The organism is Aeromicrobium phragmitis (assembly GCF_003674095.1).
GTDB classification, from domain to species: Bacteria; Actinomycetota; Actinomycetes; order Propionibacteriales; family Nocardioidaceae; genus Aeromicrobium; species Aeromicrobium phragmitis.
The window spans coordinates 87868-105093 of record NZ_RDBF01000002.1 but is presented as its reverse complement, the minus strand read 5'-3'; the positions used below and the strand labels follow the sequence as shown (position 1 = coordinate 105093).

Below are 17226 nucleotides of genomic sequence, written 5' to 3'. Positions count from 1 at the left end.
GCTCAGCCTCGCTTCTGCTTGACGATCTGCTCCTGCTCGACGTCCTCGTCGCCGAGTGCCTCGAACTCCTCGCGCCCGGCCTTGATCGAGTGACCTTCACTGGTCTCGAACTGGTCGAGGAACGAGTCGTACGCGGCTTCGAGAGCCTGCTCGCTGTCGTCCTCGAACTTGCCGCTCTCGCGGATCGCGTCCAGGACGCCGGCGTGCGAACGCTTGACGTAATCGAGGAACTCGGTCTCGAAGCGGTGCACGTCGGTGACGGGCACCGGGTCGAGCTTACCCGTGGTGGCCGCCCAGATGGACACGACCTGCTGCTCCACCGGGAACGGCTGGTACTGGTCCTGCTTGAACAGCTCCATGAGGCGCTGACCGCGCGCCAGCTGCGCCTTCGAGGCGGCGTCGAGGTCGGACGCGAACATCGCGAAGGCCTCCATCGCCCGGTACTGGGCGAGCTCCACCTTGAGCGAGCCGGTGACGGCCTTCATCGACTTGGTCATCGCCGCACCACCGACGCGCGACACCGAGATACCGACGTCGACAGCGGGGCGCTGGTTGGCGTTGAACAGGTCCGACTGCAAGAAGATCTGGCCGTCGGTGATCGAGATGACGTTGGTCGGGATGTACGCCGACACGTCGTTGGCCTTGGTCTCGATGATCGGCAGACCCGTCATCGAGCCCGCGCCGAGCTCGTCGCTCAGCTTCGCGCAACGCTCCAGCAGGCGGCTGTGCAGGTAGAACACGTCACCGGGGTAGGCTTCACGGCCCGGCGGGCGGCGCAGCAGCAGCGACACGGCGCGGTAGGCCTCGGCCTGCTTGGAGAGATCGTCGAACACGATCAGGACGTGCTTGCCCTGGTACATCCAGTGCTGGCCGATGGCCGAGCCGGTGTACGGGGCGAGGTACTTGAAGCCGGCCGAGTCCGACGCGGGAGCCGCGACGATCGTCGTGTACTCCAGGGCGCCGGCGTCCTCGAGGGCACCGCGCACGGAGGCGATGGTGGAACCCTTCTGGCCGATGCCGACGTAGATGCAGCGGACCTGCTTGCTCGGATCGCCGCTGTCCCAGAACTCCTTCTGGTTGATGATCGTGTCGATCGCGATGGCGGTCTTGCCGGTCTGACGGTCGCCGATGATCAGCTGACGCTGACCACGGCCGATCGGCGTCAGCGAGTCGATCGCCTTGATGCCGGTGAGCAGCGGCTCGTGCACGCTCTTGCGCTGGACGACGGAGGGTGCCTGAAGCTCGAGGGCGCGACGACCTTCGGTCTCGATCTCGCCGAGGCCGTCGATCGGGTTGCCCAGCGGGTCGACGACGCGGCCGAGGTAGCCCTCGCCCACAGGAACGGAGAGGACCTCGCCCGTGCGGCGGACCTGCTGGCCCTCCTCGATGCCGGCGTAGTCACCCAGGATGACGACACCGATCTCGCGCACGTCGAGGTTCTGGGCGAGGCCGAGGGTGCCGTCCTCGAACTCGAGCAGCTCGTTGGCCATCACCGAGGGAAGACCCTCGACGCGGGCGATGCCGTCACCGGCTTCCGCGACGATGCCGACTTCTTCGGCCTTGTCCGCGGTCGGCGAGTAGTCCGACACGAACTTCTGCAACGCGTCGCGGATCTCGTCCGGACGGATCGAGAGTTCCGTCATTTTGTGCCTGCCTTCTTGAGGTAGAGATCGGGGTTAGCCAGCGAGCGCCCGGCGGGCGGTCTCGAGGCGGGTGGACATCGTGGCGTCGACGACCTCGTCGCCCACGGTGACGGCGATGCCGCCCACGACAGCGGGATCGACGATCACGTTGAGCTGGACGTCGTTGCCGTACTTGCGCTGCAGCGCCGCAGCGAGCCGGTCACGCTCGGTCTCGTCGAGCTCGTACGCGACGCGCACCGTGGCGATCGTGCGGCCCCGACGCTGAGCGACGAGCTCATCGAAGCGACCGAGCACCTTCTCGAACGAACCGGTGCGACCCACGGATGCCTGCTGGAGGACGGCGAGAGCCTCACCGGTCACCTTGCCGCCGAAGACCTCCGCAAGGAGCTGCTTCTTCAGCGGGGCGGGTGCCGCCTTGTCGCTCACCGCGCGACGCAGCCCCATGTCGTCGATGACGACCTGGCGGGCCTCGAACAGTTCGTTCTCGAAACGCTGCGCGATTCCAGCCTTTTCAGCCGCTCGCACATAGGCCACGATACCGGCCTGTTCCAAGCCGTCGGTGAGGTCGCGGCCCGCGGCCCACCGGCCGGCGACCGCTGCGTCGAGCACCTTCTCGGTGTCGGACGTGACCTTGCCGCCGAAAATCGACCGGACGAGGGCCTGCTTCGCCTCGGTCGCCGTCGACGGGTCTGTCAAGACCCGGCGCAGGGCCGGGGCTTGATCGATCGCGTCGACCACGGTGAAGAGCTGGGCGCCGAGTTCACCGGCGTCGCCCTGGGCCGCGTCGACCGCGGCCAGGACGGCGTCCAGTGACGTCGCTGACGTTCCGCGCATCAGTTGGCTGACCCCTCGAGCTCGTCGATGAACCGGGCCACGGTGCGCTTCTGGCGGTCGTCATCGGCGAGGGACTCTCCCACGATGCGGCCCGCCAGCTCGGTGGCCAGGGCGCCGACCTCGCTCTTGAGCTGGGCCACCACCTGAGCCCGCTCGGCCTCGATCTGCGCGTGCGCACTCGACGTGATGCGATCGGCCTCGGCCTGAGCCTGAGCACGCATCTCGGCGATGATCTGTGCGCCCTGCTCCTTGGCCTCCTCGCGGATGGCTGCCGCCTCGTGGCGGGCATCCGCGAGCTGCGCCGTGTACTGCTCGAGTGCGGCCTTGGCCTCGGTCTGTGCCTGCTCGGCCTCGGCGATGCCCCCCTCGATCGCGGCGGTCCGCTCGGCGTACGCCTTCTCGAAGCGCGGGACCACGAACTTGGCGATCGCGGCGACGAGCAGGAGGAAGACGACCGCGCCCAGAACGATCTCGACGGTGTGCGGGACGAGCGGATTCGGCTCGCCGGCGGCCGCCATGAGCGATTCGGACATGCTGCTCCTTGGTGTTAGTACGCCAGTAGGTCGCCGGCGATCAGATCACGAACGCGAGGGCGATACCGATGATGGCGAGGGCCTCGGCGAGAGCGAAGCCCAGAATGGCGATCGGCTGCAGGCGGGACTGCGCCTCGGGCTGACGGGCGACGCCGTTGATGTACGCGGCGAAGATCAGACCCACGGCGACGGCCGGACCGATGGTCGCAAGACCGTAGCCGAGCATGTTGAGGGAGCCTTCCACGGCTTTTCCTTTCGTCGTGACGCTCCAAGCGTCTGTTCTGGACCCGAGCGGTCCGGGAATGGTGGGACGTATTCAGTTGTGCCGCTCCGTGGCCGGAGCGAAGTCTCGTCGCTCAGTGCTCGTCGGCGAGCGATTCCCCGAGGTAGGTGGCGGTCAGCAGCGTGAACACGTAGGCCTGCAAGAACATGATCAGCAGCTCGAGCACCGTGACGGCGCCGAACATCACGAACGACAGCACACCGGCGATGCCGTTGATGAGGCTCGTGGACTCGAAGAGCAGGTACTCGCCGCCGAACGCGAACAGCATGAGCAGGAGGTGTCCGGCGAACATGTTGGCGAACAGACGCAGCGACAGCGTGGCCGGCCGCACCAGGATGTTGGAGAGGAACTCGAGCGGGATGATGATCGCGAGCACGGGGCCCTTGACGCCGCTGGGGATCGTGATGTGCTTGAGGTAGCCCAGGAAACCGTGCTTCCCGATGCCCACGCCGATGTAGAGGATCCAGGTCAGCAGCGCGAGGCCCAGCGGGAAACCGAAGTGCGACATCGGCGGGTACTGGATGAACGGGACGAGCCCGAAGTAGTTGTTCACCGCGACGAACAGGAACAGCGCGAACAGATACGGCACGAACTTCATGAAGTGCTCAGACCCGATGCTCTCGCGGGCGATGCCATTGCGCACGAAGCCGTAGACGTACTCGCCCGCGAACTGCAAACGCCCGGGCACAACGGCGGCCGGGCGTGCAGCAAGATACGTGAAAGCGAAAACGAGGACCGCGGCGAGCACGACGAGGAGCATCGGCTTGGTGACCTCGCCGAACAACGGCGGCAAGTGGAAATCGGCGGGCCCGGGCGGGGCGAACCCTTCACCGCCGGAAGCGGCGCTGATCACGGTCGCGATCGTCAAGTCGTCAATCCTTCTGTGGCGCGGTTGCGTGGCGAACCGCCTGGGCTTGCGTCACGGGAGCACAGTGCGCGGGAGAGACGCCGCTCACTGCCCCTCCAACGTATCAGGGGCACTGTCAGAGTCATCAGGCAGGTCGAAGGTCGGCACCCTGGCGCGGGTGTCGTCGATGGTGCGGGTCACGAGCCAGACGATGGTGGCGACGATGACGGTACCACTCAGGATGCCACGGTCGAGGGGTCCGGCGGGGCGAGTGAAGTCCTGGAGCACCACGAACAGCGCGAGCAGCGCGGCGATCTTCGTGAGGTAGAACAGCATGGAGGTCGCCATCGACGCGTGCGGCAGCACTTTCACCATCGGCCCGAGCACCGCCGCGGTCGAGCCCAGGAACACGATCACCACGGCGCCGCCGACCAGCGCGGACACAGCACCTGCGATTCCGTCCTGATGCGCACCGAACCCGGCGCACACGGCGACCACGACGAGGGCGACGAGACCGGTGATCCGCCGAGGACGTCTCACTTCCACACCTTCGCCTCGAAGCGGGGCAGCAGGACGATCGCCCCCACGACGAGCACCGTGAGCAGGCCGAAGACGGTGACGAGCTGCCACCCGCTGAACAGGCTGAAGATCACCACGCCGAACGCCACGAGGGCGGCGGCCGCGTACATGAGCAGGACCGCGCGCCGGTGCGAGTGGCCGATCTCGAGCAGCCGGTGGTGCAAATGCATCTTGTCGGGGCTGAAGGGCGAGCGGCCCGCGCGCGTGCGCCGGATGACCGCCAGCCCCATGTCCACGAACGGGATGGACACGATCGCGAACGGCAGGATCAGCGGGAGGAAGGCCGCCACGAAACTCGCGTCCGACCCGCCGATGCCCTCCGAGATGCTCGTCGCGGGGAACTGGCCGGTGAGGCTGATCGCCGAGCAGGCCAGGACGAAGCCGACCAGCATCGAGCCCGAATCGCCGATGAACATCCGCGCCGGAAAGAAGTTGTGCGGCAGGATGCCGAGGCACACCCCGGCCAGCCCGGCGGTGAGCAACGCCGACGACATCGCCCGCGACTCGCCGTTCTCGACCGCGAGCACGAAGGCGTAGATGAAGAACGCGATGGCGCCGATACCGACGATGCCGGCGGCGAGTCCGTCGAGCCCGTCCACGAAGTTGACGGCGTTGACGGTCGCCACGATCAGCAGCACCGTGAGGATCATCGCCTGAACCTGATCGAGGCCGAAATAGGTACCCGGCAACGGCAGATAGACGAACTGCACGCCCATCGCGACCACGACGACGCCGGCGAACACCTGGCCGGCGAACTTGCTGAGCGCATCGAGTTCGAAGACGTCGTCGATGATTCCCACGGCGCAGATGAGCGCTCCGCCGACGATCACCGCACGAACGTCCTCGAAGACGGTCGTGTCACCGCGGGACAGGAACGGCAGATGGGTCGCCACCAGATACGCGGCCAGGAGGCCGCCGAGCATGGCCGGACCGCCGAAGTACGGCATCGGCACCGCGTGCACGTCGCGATCGCGGACCCGGGCGACGGCACCCAGGGTGTGGGCCGACTGCCGGGCGATCGAGGCCAACAGGTAGGTCACCCCGAGGGCGATACCGAAGACGACGAGGTACTCGCGCACTACTCCCCCGCCGCCGGTTCGATGGTGTTGTTGAACTCGTGCAGGCGGTCGAGCGGGACCGCGCCCTGCCGCAGGATACGTGGCGTCGCGCCCGTGACGTCGAGGATCGTCGACGGCACGGCCTCGCCCGACGGCCCCCCGTCGAGGTACACCGCGACGCTCTCGCCGAGCATCTCCTGCGCCTCCTCGACCGTCGTGGCCGCAGGCCGGCCGGTGAGGTTCGCGCTGCTGACCGCCAGCGGGCCGGTCACGTCGAGCAACCGGCGGGCTCGCTCATCGCCGGGGACGCGCACTGCGACGGTGCCGTGCGTCTCGCCCAGGTCCCACGTCAGGGACGGCTGCGCGCGAAGCACCACCGTGAGCGCGCCGGGCCACAAGTCGTCCAGCATCCGGCGCAACCACCCCGGGATGTCGATGGCGAGCGCATCGAGGGTGCCGGCCCGGCCCACGAGCACCGGAGGCGGTTTCTGCCGGGTACGGCCCTTCGCCTCGAGCAGCCGCTGAACGGCCGCCGGCGCGAACGCGTTGGCGCCGACGCCGTAGACGGTGTCGGTCGGGAGCACGACCAGATGACCGTCGCGAACAGCGCGTTCGGCAGCGGCGATACCGGCCTCGAGATCCTGCGCCAAGTCGTGCGTTCTCACGCGGGACAGCGTAGTCGCCGCCACCGCATCGCCGATCCCCGGACGCGGCCCGGGTTCTCTCAGTGGGCGGCGAGGGCGATCGGGACGGCGACGACGGCGAAGCGGGCGAGCCGTCCGACGAAGACCGCGACCGCGAACAGCACGATGTTCTGGCGCGCGACGCCGGCCATCACGGCGACGACGAACAGCGGCGGAATCCCCACGGACGCCGCCAACAGGATCGTCAACGGCCCGAGGCGCGAGTCCCCGAGCCAGGCCATCAGCAGATCGCTCGTCTGGCGCAACCACAGCTTGAAGCGCGTCGCGGGCAGCGGCTTCTCCTCGCCGTTCATGGCCTTGCCGACGCCGAACTTCTCCGAGCCACGGCTCGCCAGCACGAACAAGAAGAGCTTGCCGGCGACCGTACCGACGGCCATCGCGAGCACCGCGATGGCGGTGATTTGCGGCCGCGCCGCCGCCGCCACGACACCGACGTACAGCTCGGAGTTGAACAGCGGGATGATGGACGACAACACACCGAAGCCCAGCGCGCTGAGCACGGTGAGCAGATCGCTCACGCCACCGACTCTCGGTGGGTGCTGAGCCGAGCCACCTTCACTGCGCTGACGATCTTGACGGCGAGCTGCGCGAGCACGATCACGAGCGCGAGCCAGAGGTTGCCGATGACGACGGCGACGACGATTCCGACGTTGTTGAGGGCCTTGGCCGGGTGCGACCAGTTGTATCGGAAGACGGTCTGGTCGACCTGGCCGAAGTAGTTGGGGCTGACGATCGGCCACAGCAGGAACGACAACGAGAGCACGTTGTCGACGACCATGAAGTTCAGCAGGAAGATCGCGATCGGCACGACGAGGTGCGGCTGCTCCAGCGCCAGACCGCAGGCGAGGATCGCGGTGCAGAGGCGGTCGCTGCAGATGTCGAAGACGGCACCGGCGCGTGTCTCCTGGTGCAACAACCGGGCTAGGAGGCCGTCGAGGCTGTCGCCGAGCCAGTAGGTCAGGTACCCCGCGATGAGCCACGGAACGCGGTCGTCGACGCCGAGTGCGATGAGGCCGAGCGCGGTCGCCGCCACCGTGCGCACGACGGTGACGAGGTTCGGGATCGTCTTGAACGGCCCCGGACCGGGCAACTGCGCGCTCACGTGTCAACCCTACGCTGCAGCGTTACCGCGCCGACGTCAGCCTGGCTTGCGCGCCGTGACGAACCGGGGTCGTCCCGCGAGATCACGGTGATCGTGGACCTCGGCCCATCGTTCGGCGAACACCCCGGGCGCCGTCTGCCCCTGGGCATCGGCGTGCTCGGCCCCGACGACTCCCCCGGGCTTGAGCAATCGCCACGCCACCTGCTCCACGACGCGCATCGCATCGAGTCCGTCGTCGCCGGACCACAGCGCGAGCGCCGGGTCGTGGTCGCGCGCCTCGGGCGCGACGCTCTCCCACGCCTCCAGCGGGATGTAGGGAGGATTGGTCACCACGACGTCGACCGACCCGTCGAGGTCGGTGAACGCCTCTGCCATGTCCCCCTGACGGAGGTCGACGCCCGTCCCGTCGAGATTGCGCTGCGCCCACCCGAACGCCTTCTCGTCGAGTTCCACAGCGTGAACGCTCGCCTGGGGTACCTCGTGGACGATCGACAGCGCGATCGCGCCGGAGCCGGTGCACAGGTCGACGACGACCGGCCGCTCGTGCGGCGCGGCCTCCTCGATCGCCCAGCCCGCCAGGAGCTCGGTCTCGGGGCGCGGCACGAAGACGCCGGGCCCGACCTCGAGATCGACGTAGCGGAACGCGGTGCTGCCGGTGAGGTACTGAAGCGGGACGCGCCGGGCCCGCGCGTCCACGAGCTCGGCGAAGCTGCGCCGCTGGACGTCGTCGACCCGTGCCGCCACGACGAGGAGCGCGCGCGGCATGCCGGTGACGTGGCTGAGCAGCAGCTCTGCGTCGACGCGAGGCGACGCGACGCCCGCCTCGGCCAAGCGGGCGGTGGCCTGCTCCAGGAGGGCCTTCGTGCTCACTCGGCCGACTCCAGGGAGGCCAGGCGCTCGGCGAGGTCGGCCTCGACGAGCGAGGTGATGACGTCGTCGAGCGCTCCGTCCATGACCTGGTCGAGGTTGTAGGCCTTGAAACCGGTGCGGTGGTCGGAGATGCGGTTCTCCGGGAAGTTGTAGGTGCGGACGCGTTCGGAACGGTCGACCGTCCTGACCTGCGATTTGCGCACGTCGGCGGCTTCGGCGTCCGCGGCCGCCTGCGCGGCGTCGAGCAATCGCGAGCGGAGCACGCGCAATGCCTGCTCCTTGTTCTGCAGCTGGCTCTTCTCGTTCTGCATGCTCACGACGATCCCGGTGGGCAGGTGCGTGATGCGCACCGCCGAATCGGTCGTGTTGACACTCTGACCGCCGGGTCCGGAGCTGCGGAAGACGTCGATCCGCAGGTCGTTGTCGTGGAGCTCGACGTCGATCTCCTCCGCCTCGGGCAGCACGAGCACGCCGGCGGCGGAGGTGTGGATGCGTCCCTGCGACTCGGTGACCGGAACGCGTTGCACGCGGTGGACACCTCCCTCGAACTTCAGCAGCGCATAGGGCGCCTCCCCCGGCTCCGGGGTGCCCTTCGCCTTGACCGCGACGGTGACGGACTTGTAGCCGCCCAAGGCCGACTCGGTGGCGTCGAGGATCTCCGTGCGCCAGCCGTGTTGCTCGGCGTAACGGGTGTACATCCGCACCAGGTCGCCAGCGAACAACGCCGACTCTTCGCCGCCTTCCCCGCCCTTGATCTCGAGGATGACGTCCTTGCCGTCGGAGGGGTCGCGGGGCACGAGGAGCCGCTGCAATCGCTCTTCGAGCTCGGGGATGCGCCGTTCGAGGTCGCCGACCTCGTCGTCGAGGCCGAGTTCGCGGGCTGCCTCGATGTCGTCACTGGCCTGCTGCCAGTCACGGTAGGTCCGCACGATCGCGGTCAGCTCCGCGTAGCGCTGGCCGAGCTTCTTGGCGCGTGCAGGATCGGCGTGCACGGCCGGATCGGCCATGGCGCTCTCCAGCTCGCGATGCTCGCGCACGAGCCCCTCCACCGCCTCGAACACTCCCGCTCCTTACTCGCTCATCCGTACGACGCCTGCGCACAGGAGAACGCCGGTCCTGCACTGCAGGACCGGCGTTCTGACGGCGTTATTTCTTGCCGTAGCGCTTCTCGAAGCGGGCGACGCGTCCGCCGGTGTCGAGGATCTTCTGCTTGCCCGTGTAGAACGGGTGGCAGGCCGAGCACACGTCGGCGCGGAGTGTGCCCTCGGTCGCGGTGCTGCGCGTCGTGAAGGTGTTGCCGCAGGTGCAGGTGACCTGGGTCTCCACGTACTCGGGGTGAATGCCTTGCTTCATGGTGAGTCCTCTCTGTCGGTCGCTGGGTCGGACCACGGCGCAGTCCGTGAACCAGAACCAAGGGGCAATTCTGCCAGTTGCCTCTCGTACAACCAAGTCCGGGCCCGTCTTGTTCCCCGGAACCGCGCGCCCGCACGTGGGAGCGGTGCGTGGCCAACCTTTCCCGAGCGCCCGCACCTGGGAGCGGTGCGTGGCCAACCTTTCTGGAGCGTCATGAGGTTCACCACGCACCGCTCCCTCGGCCGATACGTTCACCACGCACCGCCCCACCTGAGGACAGGTTGACCCCGCACCGCGCACGGTACCGCTCGTGCAGCGAGGCGAGGTCGACGTCATGGCCACCGAAAGCCGGGACGCCGCATGACGACGAGCGCCACCCGTCCAGAGAACCCGGACAGGTGGCGCTCGATGCCGACGATGGCGGTCGGCCCGCAGTCGGCCCGCAGTCGGCCGCGGCAGCCGTGACCGCGACGGACGTCGCGATCAGTCGTCGCCGTTGCTGGCGCCGCCGGGCATCGTCTTGTTGATCTGCATGAGGAACTCGACGTTGCTCGACGTCTTCTTGAGCTTGTCGAGCACGAGTTCGAGGCCCTGCTGACCTTCCAGGCCCGAAAGGACGCGCCGCAGCTTCCAGACGATCGCGAGCTCGTCCTTGGCCATGAGGAGCTCCTCACGACGGGTGCTCGACGCAGCGACATCGATGGCCGGGAAGATGCGCTTCTCGGCGAAGTCACGACGCAGGCGCAGCTCCCAGTTGCCGGTGCCCTTGAACTCCTCGAAGATCACCTCGTCCATGCGCGATCCGGTCTCCACCAGCGCGGTGGCGAGGATCGTCAGCGAGCCGCCGTCCTCGATGTTGCGCGCCGCACCGAAGATCTTCTTCGGCGGGTACAGCGCCGAGGAGTCGACGCCACCGGACATGATGCGGCCGGACGCGGGAGCGGCGAGGTTGTACGCACGACCCAGGCGTGTGATGCCGTCGAGCAGCACGACGACGTCGTGACCGAGTTCGACGAGTCGCTTGGCGCGCTCCACCGCCAGTTCGGCCACGGTCGTGTGGTCCGACGCCGGACGGTCGAAGGTCGAGGCGATGACCTCGCCCTTGACGGTGCGCTGGAAGTCGGTGACCTCCTCGGGGCGCTCGTCGACGAGCACGATCATGAGGTGGCACTCGGGGTTGTTCTCGGTGATCGCGTTGGCGACCTGCTGCATCGTCATCGTCTTACCGGCCTTGGGCGGCGAGACGATGAGGCCGCGCTGGCCCTTGCCGATCGGCGAGACGAGGTCGATGACGCGACCGGTGGTGCCACCGGCCTCGCTCTCGAGGCGAAGGCGCTCGGACGGGTAGAGCGGCGTCAGCTTGCCGAAGTCGACGCGACGCTTGCCTTCCTCCGGCTCCATCCCGTTGACCGAGTCGATCTTGACCATCGGGTTGAACTTCTCCTTGCGCTCGCCCTCGCGGGGCTGGCGCACCTGACCGACCACGGCGTCACCGCGGCGCAGACCGAGGCGGCGCACGAGCGACATGGAGACGTACACGTCGTTCTCGCTGGGCAGGTAGCCCGTCGTGCGGACAAACGCGTAATTGTCGAGGATGTCGAGGATGCCGGCCGCAGGGACGAGAACGTCGTCCTCGGTGAAGCTCGGCTCAGCCTCCATGCCGCGGTTGTTGCCACGGCCTCGGCCGCGACGGTTGCGGCGGCGGTTGCCCCCGGCGTCGTCGCGGTTGTCGTCGCGATTTCCGCCGCCACGATTGTTGTCGCGCTGGTTGCCACGGTTGTCATTGCCGCCGCGGCTGTCGTTGCCGCCGCGGTTGTCGTCGCGCTGATTGCCGCGGTTGTCGTTACCGCGGTCGCGCTGCTCGTTCTTGCCGTCGGACTTGTTCTTGTCGTCGCGGTCGTTCTTGTCGCCGCGATCGGACGTGCTCTTGTCGCGGTCGGCAGCGTCGCGCTTCTTGGCCTCGCCGCCCTTGTTGGCGCTCTTGGCCTCGGTCTCGTTGCTCGACGACTCCTTGGCGGCGGTCTCGCTCGTCGGCGCGGAGGCCTGGTCGGAGGCGTCGTCGCTCGGCGCGGCCGTGCGGCGGGAGCGGCGCGCGGGTGCCGCCTCCTGCTGCGACTTGCCCTCGCCGGCCTCGTCGGCGGCGGGAGCGGTCGAAGACGCGGCGGCCGGCTTCTCAGCCTTGGGGGCCTCTCCGCGCGCTTCCTTGATGGCGTCGATGAGCTGGCCCTTGCGCATCTTCGAACCGTCGATGCCCAAGCCCGCGGCGATCTCCTGCAGTTCGGCGAGCACCTTGCCGCCGAGGGAGCCTCCGGACTTGCGCGCCGGCTTCTTCGGCGCTGCTTCGGTCTCGGTGGTGCTGGTTTCAGTCACTCGGTTTCAATCCTTCTGAACAGCCACTAACCCATTGGCTCGGTATGGAAGCACCACAACCCGAGCGGATTCTCAACATGGGCGGGCCCGCATCTGACGGGCACTGAAGGTGGCGTGGCGTCGGGGAGAAGACTTCTCGACTCCGACATTCACCACTGTAACACCCCAGGGCGACGGAGTATTTCCTCCGGGGTACGAATTCTGCGTGTCGGTCTCGAGCGCTCAGGCGACGATGCGCGTACCGAGCTTCGCGACGCCGAGTTCGTGGACGCTCCAGCCGCTGGGAGCGGCGTCGGTGATGCCGTGCGCGAAGGCCAGCACGCTAGGACCCGCACCCGAGATCACCGCGGGAACGCCCTCGACCCGCAGCTGGCGCAACAGCTTGTACGAAGCCGGCATGGCCTCCGCACGGAACGACTGGTGCAGACGATCTTCCGTCGCCGAAATGAGTCGCGCGGGCTCGTCACGTAGCGCCGCGATCAGCAGCGCGGCCCGGCCGGCGTTGAACGCGGCATCGGCATGCGCGACCTCGGCCGGGAGCAGCCCGCGGGCGGTCTCGGTCGCCACCGCCTGGGGCGGGACGAAGACGGTCACGTCGGCGTCGACATCGAGGCGCACCGCCTCGGCCGCCGCCCCGTCGATCCACGCGATCGCCAGGCCGCCGGACAACGCTGCGGCGACGTTGTCGGGGTGGCCTTCCAGATCCGTCGCCAACTGGAGCACGGCGCGGTCGTCGAGCCGGTCATCACCGCCGTCGACGAGGGCTCGGGCGAGCACGATACCGGCGCTGATCGCCGCTGCGGAGGAGCCGAGGCCGCGCCCGTGCGGAATGACGTTCTCGCACGTCAGCCGCAGCCCCGCGGGCGTTTCGCCCAGCAGATCGAAGGCTGCGGACATCGCACGGTACAGCAGGTGCGAGGCGTCGCGCGGGACCTCGTCGGCCCCCTCACCACGGACCTCGATCGACAGGCCGTCCCCCTCGACCTCGGCTGTCACGGTGTCGTGCAAGGTCAACGCCAGGCCCAGCGCGTCGAACCCGGGGCCGAGGTTGGCGCTCGTGGCCGGCGCCTGGACCGTGACCGGGTGCTGGACGAAACTCATGCGAGCCCCGCCGCCTCGGCCGCGGCCTCGACGGTGGGATCGACGACGTCGTCGACGATCGACCCGATGCGTGACAGCGGGGTGTCGATGTCCTTCAGGCCGTGACCCGTGACGGTGATGGTGATCGTCTGGCCGGGCGCGACCTCGCCGGCGCGGGCGGCCGCCAGCAGTCCGGCCACACCGGCCGCCGAGGCGGGCTCGACGAAGACGCCCTCATGCGCACCGAGTTCACGCTGAGCCTCGAGGATCTGCTCATCGGTCACGGCCGCGATCCGGCCGCCGGACTCGTCACGCGCCGCCTCGGCGAGCGACCAGGAGGCCGGGTTGCCGATGCGGATGGCGGTGGCGACGGTGTCGGGTTCGCGCACGATCTCGCCGCGCACGAGCGGTGCGGCGCCTGCGGCCTGAAAGCCCCACAGGGCCGGCCGGCTCGAGGCGAGGCCGGCCTCGGCGTACTGGCGAAAGCCCATCCAGTAGGCGGAGATGTTGCCGGCGTTGCCGACCGGCAGGACGTGGACGTCCGGGGCCTTGCCGAGCACATCGACGATCTCGAAGGCAGCGGTCTTCTGGCCCTCCAACCGCACGGGGTTGACCGAATTGACCAGTGCGACCGGGTAGTCCTTGGCGAGCGCGCGCGAGACCTGGAGGCACTCGTCGAATCCGCCGCGAACCTGGATGATGTCGGCACCGTGCATGACGGCCTGCGCCATCTTGCCGGCGGCGATCTTGCCGTGCGGCACCAGCACGATCGGTGTCAGGCCGGCTCGCGCCGCGTAAGCGGTCATCGAGGCCGAGGTGTTCCCGGTGGACGCGCACACGACCGCCTTGGCACCCTCGCCCGCCGCGACCGAGATCGCCGCGGTCATACCGCGGTCTTTGAACGAGCCGGTCGGGTTGTCGCCCTCGACCTTCACGAAGACGTCCCCGCGGACGAGTCCGGAGAGCCACGACGAGTGGACGAGCGGCGTGCCGCCTTCACCCAGGGTGATGGTGGGCGTCGCATCGGTGACCGGGAGCCACTCGCGGTACTCGGTGATGACTCCGCGCCACGGCTGCGCCATCAGGACACTCCTTCCACGCGCATGACGGACGACACGCCTCGCACCATGTCGAGCTCGCGCACGTCGGCGACGGTGGCCGACAGCGCGGCGTCCTCGGCCTCGTGCGTCACCACGACCAGCTGCGCATCGCCGCCGTGGCCTTCCTGACGAACGGTCTTGATCGAGACGTCGTGCGCCGCGAACGCCTGCGCGACGGCCGAGAGGACACCCGGGCGATCGTCGACGTCGATCGCCACGTGATAGCGCGTGCGGGCCCGGCCGATCGGCACGATCTCCAGGCTCGCATGGGCGGACTCGCCCACGCCGCTGATCCCCGCGAGCCGGTGCTGGGCGACCGTGACGACATCGCCGAGGACGGCACTCGCGGTCGGGGGCCCTCCGGCGCCGGGCCCGTAGAACATGAGCTGGCCGGCGCCCTCGCTTTCGACGAAGACGGCGTTGTAGGCGCCGCGCACGCTCGCGAGCGGATGCGAGGTGGGGATCATCGCCGGATGCACTCGTGCCGAGACGGCGCCGTGGCGGTCGAGTTCGCAGATGGCGAGCAGCTTGACGACCGAGCCGATCTCCTCGGCCGATCGCACGTCGGCGGCGGTGACCTCGGTGATGCCCTCGCGGTGCACGTCGGAGATGGTGACGCGCGTATGGAAGGCGAGTCCGGCCAAGATGGCGGCCTTGGCGGCCGCGTCGAAGCCCTCGACGTCCGCGGTCGGGTCGGCCTCGGCGTACCCGAGCCGTTGTGCCTCGTCGAGCGCGTCGGCGAACCCGGCGCCCGTCGTCGACATCGCGTCCAGGATGAAGTTGGTGGTGCCGTTGACGATGCCGAGCACACGGGTGACCCGGTCACCGGCGAGCGACTCGCGCAGGGGACGCACGATCGGGATCGCCCCGGCGACGGCCGCCTCGTAATACAGGTCGCGCTCGGCTTTGGCGGCGGCTTCGTAGAGCGTCTCCCCGTCCTCGGCCAGCAGGGCCTTGTTGGCGGTGACGACCGAGGCACCGTGCTCCAGCGCCGCGAGGATGAGTTCGCGCGCGGGCTCGATGCCGCCGATGACCTCGATGACGACGTCGATGTCGCCGCGAGTGACGAGTCCCATCGCATCGGTGGTGAACAGGTCGTCGGGCACGTCGAGGTCACGTCGGCGGCCGGCACGGCGCACGGCGATGCCGACGAGCTCGATCGGAGCACCGATGCGGCGGGCGAACTCCTCGGCGTCGCTCGTGAGGACCCGGGCCACTTCGGTGCCGACGACACCGCACCCCAGCAGGGCGATGCGCAATGGGCGGCGGTCCGCGAGAGGCATGGTGGTCACCTGCTCAGCCTATCGGCGTCGGCGTGAGCTCCGACGCCATGTCCCGACCTGCGGTCAACGACTCTCGTCGGGGACGACTCGCATCGACACCGGCACGGCGATGACGGCGACCACGGCCGCGATCGCGAAGACAGCGATGAAGGGGGTCGCGCCGCCGCTGGCCAGCAGGCCCGCGAAGACCCCGCTGCACACGGCGATCACCAAGGCTTGGAGCACGGCATCGCTCGTCTGCATCGAGGCGCTGTTGCGCCCCTGGGTCTGCGATGTCGACAGGTCGAGGACGAGGACGCTGAGGGTCGGCATCGCGATGCCCATCCCGAGGCCGCCGACGGCCCAGCCGGCCGCGATCAGCGCGAGGGGGACAGCGTCGACGGTCGCTGCCGCCGCCGCTGCGACCGCGGCGACGACCGCCCCGGACCCGAACACGGTGCGCCGACGGCGCGACTGCCACCACCGCGAGCGGGTCGACCACCATGACCCGGCGAACCAGAGCACCGCGGTCGTGGTGAGGAACAGTCCGGCGGCCGTCGCGGACAGACCCCGCAACTGCACGAGCGCCAGCGGTAGAAAGGACTCGACCGCGAAGAACGCGGTGCTCGTGAGGCTTCGGGTGGCGATGACCGACGGGAGCCCCCGGCGCGCCCGGAACGTCCCCGGCGGCAGGAGGGCGATCACGGCGGCGGCCGCGGTCACGGCACCGGCGACGACGAGCACGGGCCACCACCCCACCGTTCGTTGACCGCCGACGGTCACCGCGAACACTGCTAAGGCGACCACGACCGAACGGCGAATCCGCCCGGCGTCGGCCACCGCCGTCGCGTCCGCGCGCGAGCTGGCAAGCGCGGGCCGTAAGAGCCCGAGGGCCGCCAAGGCGAGCATCGGCACTCCGAGGAACACCCAGCGCCAGCCGAGGTGTTCGGCGACGGTACCGGCGAGCACCGGACCCACGATCGCCGGCAACACCCATGCGCTGGTGAGCACGACGAAGGCCCGAGGACGAAGCTCTGGCGGAAAGGTGCGGCCGACGAGCACGTAGAGCGCGACCCCGATCAGTCCGCTCCCCACCCCCTGCACCCCACGGCCGACGACGAACTGCGTCATGGTGCTCGCGACTCCGGCCGCGAGCAACCCCGCGGCGAAGACGAGCACGCCGCTCACCATGACGGGCGCATGGCCGTACCGCTCGCATCCCCATGCGGCCACCGTCATCGCCGCGACGGCTGTCGCCGCCGGAGCCGCGAAGGACACCGCGTACAGCGACAACCCGTCGAGATCCTCGGCGACGATCGGCAATGCCGTCGCCACCGCCAGTGACTCGAAGGCGACGAGGAACGCGGTGATGAACAGTCCGATGACTGCGGGGCCCAACCCGCTCGCGCGCCACGGGCTCCTCAGCTCGACGGCCGTCATCGCACGACCCGGGCGAGCGACGCGTCGCGCAGTGCCTCCCGCACGCGCCGGGCGTGCTCGATGTCGCGCAGAGGCGCGGAGGAGGGCTGGTCGCTGCGGGGTGGGAGGGCGCGGACGGCGAACACCGCGAGCCATGAGATCGTCATGCCATCGATCGAACAACCTGAA

At 69.0% G+C, this 17226-nt stretch carries 19 protein-coding genes; all 19 read right to left on the bottom strand.

The features are described 5' to 3' along the window. Positions 1-2: 2 nt before the first annotated feature. Positions 3-1643, bottom strand: coding sequence for a F0F1 ATP synthase subunit alpha (gene atpA / locus D9V41_RS03380; protein ID WP_121793127.1), 1641 nt, complete (start codon positions 1641-1643; stop codon positions 3-5). Between the two features lie 33 nt (positions 1644-1676). Continuing rightward, a complete protein-coding gene (locus D9V41_RS03375; RefSeq protein WP_121793126.1) occupies positions 1677-2477 on the bottom strand; it encodes a F0F1 ATP synthase subunit delta in 801 nt (266 codons plus the stop codon). Further along, entirely contained in the window at positions 2477-3010 is a 534-nt protein-coding gene (locus D9V41_RS03370; RefSeq protein WP_121793125.1) for a F0F1 ATP synthase subunit B, read from the bottom strand. The genes D9V41_RS03375 and D9V41_RS03370 overlap by 1 nt, the downstream gene beginning before the upstream one ends. Before the next feature lie 40 nt (positions 3011-3050). Continuing rightward, entirely contained in the window at positions 3051-3236 is a 186-nt protein-coding gene (locus D9V41_RS03365; RefSeq protein WP_208001963.1) for a F0F1 ATP synthase subunit C, read from the bottom strand. A gap of 130 nt (positions 3237-3366) precedes the next feature. Continuing rightward, the gene (atpB, locus tag D9V41_RS03360; RefSeq protein ID WP_243697140.1) at positions 3367-4161 is read right to left on the bottom strand and encodes a F0F1 ATP synthase subunit A; all 795 of its coding nucleotides are present in this window, start codon (positions 4159-4161) and stop codon (positions 3367-3369) included. A gap of 84 nt (positions 4162-4245) precedes the next feature. Further along, on the bottom strand, positions 4246-4680 hold the full coding sequence (locus tag D9V41_RS03355; protein ID WP_121793123.1) for a Cg1360 family ATP-synthase-associated protein: 435 nt from the start codon (positions 4678-4680) through the stop codon (positions 4246-4248). After that, positions 4677-5798: an MraY family glycosyltransferase gene (locus D9V41_RS03350; protein WP_121793122.1), complete on the bottom strand. Its 1122-nt coding sequence runs from the start codon at positions 5796-5798 to the stop codon at positions 4677-4679. The genes D9V41_RS03355 and D9V41_RS03350 overlap by 4 nt, the downstream gene beginning before the upstream one ends. Next, complete coding sequence (locus D9V41_RS03345; protein WP_121793121.1) at positions 5798-6442, bottom strand: L-threonylcarbamoyladenylate synthase; 645 nt, start codon at positions 6440-6442, stop codon at positions 5798-5800. Before D9V41_RS03345 ends, D9V41_RS03350 begins: the two co-directional genes overlap by 1 nt. 59 nt (positions 6443-6501) lie before the next feature. Then, the gene (locus D9V41_RS03340) at positions 6502-6999 is read right to left on the bottom strand and encodes a hypothetical protein (protein WP_121793120.1); all 498 of its coding nucleotides are present in this window, start codon (positions 6997-6999) and stop codon (positions 6502-6504) included. Continuing rightward, positions 6996-7583, bottom strand: coding sequence for a CDP-alcohol phosphatidyltransferase family protein (locus tag D9V41_RS03335; RefSeq protein ID WP_121793119.1), 588 nt, complete (start codon positions 7581-7583; stop codon positions 6996-6998). Before D9V41_RS03335 ends, D9V41_RS03340 begins: the two co-directional genes overlap by 4 nt. Before the next feature lie 36 nt (positions 7584-7619). Continuing rightward, positions 7620-8453: a peptide chain release factor N(5)-glutamine methyltransferase gene (gene prmC, locus D9V41_RS03330; RefSeq protein WP_121793118.1), complete on the bottom strand. Its 834-nt coding sequence runs from the start codon at positions 8451-8453 to the stop codon at positions 7620-7622. Further along, positions 8450-9514, bottom strand: coding sequence for a peptide chain release factor 1 (prfA, locus tag D9V41_RS03325; protein ID WP_121793117.1), 1065 nt, complete (start codon positions 9512-9514; stop codon positions 8450-8452). Before prfA ends, prmC begins: the two co-directional genes overlap by 4 nt. 85 nt (positions 9515-9599) lie before the next feature. After that, complete coding sequence (rpmE, locus tag D9V41_RS03320; protein WP_121793116.1) at positions 9600-9806, bottom strand: 50S ribosomal protein L31; 207 nt, start codon at positions 9804-9806, stop codon at positions 9600-9602. A 483-nt stretch (positions 9807-10289) separates the two neighbouring features. Continuing rightward, complete coding sequence (rho, locus tag D9V41_RS03315) at positions 10290-12176, bottom strand: transcription termination factor Rho (RefSeq protein ID WP_121793115.1); 1887 nt, start codon at positions 12174-12176, stop codon at positions 10290-10292. A gap of 222 nt (positions 12177-12398) precedes the next feature. After that, on the bottom strand, positions 12399-13277 hold the full coding sequence (gene thrB / locus D9V41_RS03310) for a homoserine kinase (protein WP_121793114.1): 879 nt from the start codon (positions 13275-13277) through the stop codon (positions 12399-12401). After that, positions 13274-14338 (bottom strand): threonine synthase, encoded by a 1065-nt coding sequence (gene thrC, locus D9V41_RS03305; protein WP_121793113.1) that lies wholly within the window; start codon positions 14336-14338, stop codon positions 13274-13276. The genes thrB and thrC overlap by 4 nt, the downstream gene beginning before the upstream one ends. After that, complete coding sequence (locus D9V41_RS03300) at positions 14338-15639, bottom strand: homoserine dehydrogenase (protein ID WP_121793360.1); 1302 nt, start codon at positions 15637-15639, stop codon at positions 14338-14340. Before D9V41_RS03300 ends, thrC begins: the two co-directional genes overlap by 1 nt. A gap of 63 nt (positions 15640-15702) precedes the next feature. Continuing rightward, on the bottom strand, positions 15703-17058 hold the full coding sequence (locus D9V41_RS03295) for an MFS transporter (RefSeq protein WP_166375900.1): 1356 nt from the start codon (positions 17056-17058) through the stop codon (positions 15703-15705). Then, positions 17055-17204, bottom strand: coding sequence for a hypothetical protein (locus D9V41_RS17710; RefSeq protein WP_166375899.1), 150 nt, complete (start codon positions 17202-17204; stop codon positions 17055-17057). Before D9V41_RS17710 ends, D9V41_RS03295 begins: the two co-directional genes overlap by 4 nt. Between the last annotated feature and the right edge of the window lie 22 nt (positions 17205-17226).

What these genes read in the sequence shown, in the direction of transcription:
- atpA (WP_121793127.1), bottom strand. Translation starts at nt 1,643, where the DNA reads ATGACGGAACTCTCGATCCGTCCGGACGAGATCCGCGACGCGTTGCAG.
- D9V41_RS03375 (WP_121793126.1), bottom strand. Translation starts at nt 2,477, where the DNA reads ATGCGCGGAACGTCAGCGACGTCACTGGACGCCGTCCTGGCCGCGGTC.
- D9V41_RS03370 (WP_121793125.1), bottom strand. Translation starts at nt 3,010, where the DNA reads ATGTCCGAATCGCTCATGGCGGCCGCCGGCGAGCCGAATCCGCTCGTC.
- D9V41_RS03365 (WP_208001963.1), bottom strand. Translation starts at nt 3,236, where the DNA reads ATGCTCGGCTACGGTCTTGCGACCATCGGTCCGGCCGTCGCCGTGGGT.
- rpmE (WP_121793116.1), bottom strand. Translation starts at nt 9,806, where the DNA reads ATGAAGCAAGGCATTCACCCCGAGTACGTGGAGACCCAGGTCACCTGC.
- thrB (WP_121793114.1), bottom strand. Translation starts at nt 13,277, where the DNA reads ATGAGTTTCGTCCAGCACCCGGTCACGGTCCAGGCGCCGGCCACGAGC.
- thrC (WP_121793113.1), bottom strand. Translation starts at nt 14,338, where the DNA reads ATGGCGCAGCCGTGGCGCGGAGTCATCACCGAGTACCGCGAGTGGCTC.
- D9V41_RS03300 (WP_121793360.1), bottom strand. Translation starts at nt 15,639, where the DNA reads ATGCCTCTCGCGGACCGCCGCCCATTGCGCATCGCCCTGCTGGGGTGC.
- D9V41_RS03295 (WP_166375900.1), bottom strand. Translation starts at nt 17,058, where the DNA reads ATGACGGCCGTCGAGCTGAGGAGCCCGTGGCGCGCGAGCGGGTTGGGC.
- D9V41_RS17710 (WP_166375899.1), bottom strand. Translation starts at nt 17,204, where the DNA reads ATGACGATCTCATGGCTCGCGGTGTTCGCCGTCCGCGCCCTCCCACCC.